Genomic DNA, 3,310 nt, shown 5'->3' with positions numbered 1-3,310 from the left:
CCTGGATCGCCATCCGGCCATCCGGGACGGAACCAAAGCTGAAGTTCTACATTGGAACTAGTGCGGACTCCCTGGACAAGGCCAACGCTAAGTTAGCGGACTTCGAAAAAGCTCTGCAGGAGTTTGCTGAAGAATAAAATTAGATAATTTATAAAGGCGGCACTGAACCGAGATAATCGGCTTAGTGCCGCCTTTTTGTGTATCAGGGGCAATTTAAATAACATTTTAAATGTATTATAATTTAATTGTAAATGACGATTGTTCGGCTGAATATAAAATAATTTTTAGCGGCATTTATGAGGGGGTATACGCAATGGGGAATCAAGCGGAGAACAGTGATCAACAGCTTGTGTTTTTCAGTTACATTGATAAGGAGACCGGGAAGGTATTGGCTCAGGACCAGGCCACTGGGCAGACCGGATCACTGATCAAGTACGACGCCGAAAAGCGGTTGGCGGAGCTTGGCCAGCAGGGCTACAAGCTGGCCTATAATGGTTTCCCGGATGGGGCGCGTTACGCGGAAAATGACCAGATGAACCAGGTCTTTGCAATTCTGCTCCAACACAAGCGGAAGACCATAACACCGGATGAAGCTGCGGCCCAAGGCGTGGCCGAGGAGACTGAGCGATATGCCCGTCACTATACCTTAACGGTCAATTTTGTCGATGAGCATGGCAAAAAGCTGGCGGAGCCTGAGACCCAACAAATTACTTGGCGTTGCTCGGTTACCTTAGACGAGGCGACGGGGAAGACGGTAGCGCAGGCAGACGGTCAATGGTTCCCGGAAAAGAAACAGTATACCCCCGTTAAGGCCCCGGTCATTACCGGCTACCTTGCCGGGCAATCGTCCCTGGCCGGTCAGCCGGTTGCTCAGCAGGACCTGACGAGCGAGGTTGTTTATCACTCATTAGGCAAGATTGTCCCGGTGTTGGATGATGGGCAGAAGGTGTTATATAACCAGGCGGTTGGGTACCGTAATGACCCGGCTGACGCCAGCAAGGTGGTTGCCCAGGTGACGCCGCAGATTACCGGATATACGGTCAACTTGCAGAGTGTGTTGCCCGTTGACCCGCTGAAGAACACGAAGATAATCTATGAACCGGTAGATGATACCTCCACTGACGATGACAAGCAGGTAGTTCACCACTATACCGTGCACTTCAGGAGTGAAAAGGGAGAAAGGCTGACGGCTGACGTAGTGCAGGATTCGATTTGGCGGCGCGATGGCAGCCGAAACATTAAGAAATACCAGGATGTTAAGGTCCCGGTAATTCAGGGTTACTACACGATTGACCGCCGCCTGACGGGACCGGTAGTGGTACCGTTTGATATTAACCACACGGTGGTCTACCGGCGATTAGGCAAGATTATCCCGATTGACGAACAGGGGGAGACGATTCCTGGGGCGCACCAGTCGGTCTATCAAAACGATCCGGCTGACCCCACGGCGCCGCTGGCCGACCAGCCGGTTCCTAAATTAGCGGGGTACGTTGCTGAAAAAACAACGATTACTCCTGATGATGGGAACCTGGATACCAGGGTTGTTTATTATCAAAAATAAAAATCTTGTAATATTATTCAATTAATGCTGAATATATTTAAAAGCCTAATATTAATCAGGCGATATGGCTCATCACTTGTACTACAAGTGATGAGCCTTTTTTAGCTGCTTTGTTATAAAATTAAGGGATTGATAACGATAAATCCGTGTTAAAAGGATTTACTTTATTTAAAATGCTTTTGCTTTTATTAATAACAATGGTAACTTGCTAAACAAATCCAATGGCATTATACTTTAGATGTAAAACAAAGCAATTTATATTTTTGGGATTGCTTATAAGGCTATAAATGATTTAGGGGGTCTTTTTATGGTTTCGAAAAACAATAAGCAATTGATAACAAAACGACTGGCCAACCGGGAAGTACCGCACTATAGTTTGCGGAAGCTCGGTATTGGGGTCGTTTCTGTTTTACTGGGGACGACGATGTACCTGGGGACAAACAACACGGTAGCCAACGCGGATACGGTGGCTAGCGGCAGTGATGCCCAGGGTGCCAACACGCCAGCAGAAACGGAAACACAGTCGTCACCGGTTGCCGGGAGTACGGTTGCCTTGCAGAATACGTCTAAGGCTACTAACAATACTAATCAGCAAGTAGACAATACTGCAACAGCAGTGAATAATGTTGCCGTACAATCTGATTCTGCTAAACCTGAGAATGTACAACAGGTAAATAATGAAACAGCTAAGCTAAGCACAAATTCTACAAATACTCAAAGTGAAAAGGAGAATAGTACTAATAATAGTTCAGTATCTCAGACTGCACTAAGTCCTGCTTCTAATGAAGTAGCAACTAACAATACTAATGACGATAATGAAAGTGCGGGATATGTTAAGGTATATCCAGGAACATTGACGACTCTTGCGGGTGACGGATTAAAGAAGCTTTCAGGTAATAGCTATCACTTTAAGAATGGGCAGGCTATTGACTTAGATAAAATAGCTAATGATATGACCCAGGCTCTTGACAAGGATGGCTCTGGTTGGAGCACAGTATATAAGATTTATTTTGTGAATAATAATAATCAGAAGATTGATAAAGTTGATCCTAAGCAGACAAACGGGGGAGAGTATCCTGTATATGCTAGATTAACGAATGTTGGTGATGACGTTGACTCAGAATCACAAACTACTGATGCCGATACCGAAGTTCAGTCAGAGATCAATAGACTTCTTAAACCTACTATTAATAACAAGTCCTTTAATCAAACGATAGCGCTTAATACCAAAGTACATGTTTTGCCTGAAACTACATGGTGGTCAATCTTTCCACAAAATGAAGTAATCAATAAGTTTCCTAAGGATGGGAGCGATAATTTACAATATTCTCGGTATACTCCTGCAACGTCAGACTATTTAAAAGCTTTATTGACAACGGGACTACCAACCATTAAATCCGGTGGGCAAGAATACTATTTAGTTCTAAGCAATAGTATTAATAGTCTTTCTAATGATGATTTTAACAATTTAATTAATCTGCTTAGACCAGAGAATAAGGCTAAACTTGAAAAACAGCTTAGTGAATTAAAGGTAGATAATGGTCAGCTAGAGTCGCAAGATCAAGATAGTGATAATCTAATAGCTGCGAATTATATGCCCCTCACTGAGGAACAGTTAACAGCTGATATTAATAATATCTTGACGCCTGATAATCATGGCGGCGGTAGAACGTTTATTGAAAACACATCGTATGAAACAAATAGCGTATGTCTGATTCCTGAATTAGATAGTAAGGGGAATACCTTACT

3 protein-coding genes are annotated in these 3,310 nt (G+C 43.7%); all 3 read left to right on the top strand.

Annotation, left to right across the window (positions count from 1 at the left end; all coding sequences use genetic code 11):
• The coding region (locus tag ACI31J_RS02970) for a hypothetical protein (protein WP_439772962.1) at positions 1-137 on the top strand (137 nt) is incomplete at its 5' end.
• A 176-nt stretch (positions 138-313) separates the two neighbouring features.
• A complete protein-coding gene (locus tag ACI31J_RS02965) occupies positions 314-1,561 on the top strand; it encodes a mucin-binding protein (RefSeq protein ID WP_439772961.1) in 1,248 nt (415 codons plus the stop codon).
• Positions 1,562-1,868: 307 nt separating this feature from the next.
• On the top strand, positions 1,869-3,310 hold a 1,442-nt coding region (locus ACI31J_RS02960), incomplete at its 3' end, for a YSIRK-type signal peptide-containing protein (RefSeq protein ID WP_439772960.1).

The sequence above is a fragment of the Limosilactobacillus sp. genome (assembly GCF_051873075.1).
Classification (GTDB): Bacteria; Bacillota; Bacilli; order Lactobacillales; family Lactobacillaceae; genus Limosilactobacillus.
This window is presented reverse-complemented; position numbering and strand designations above follow the sequence as displayed.

Bases quoted from the DNA above. Each gene is read 5' to 3' on its own strand.
- ACI31J_RS02965 (WP_439772961.1), top strand. From the start codon at position 314: ATGGGGAATCAAGCGGAGAACAGTGATCAACAGCTTGTGTTTTTCAGT.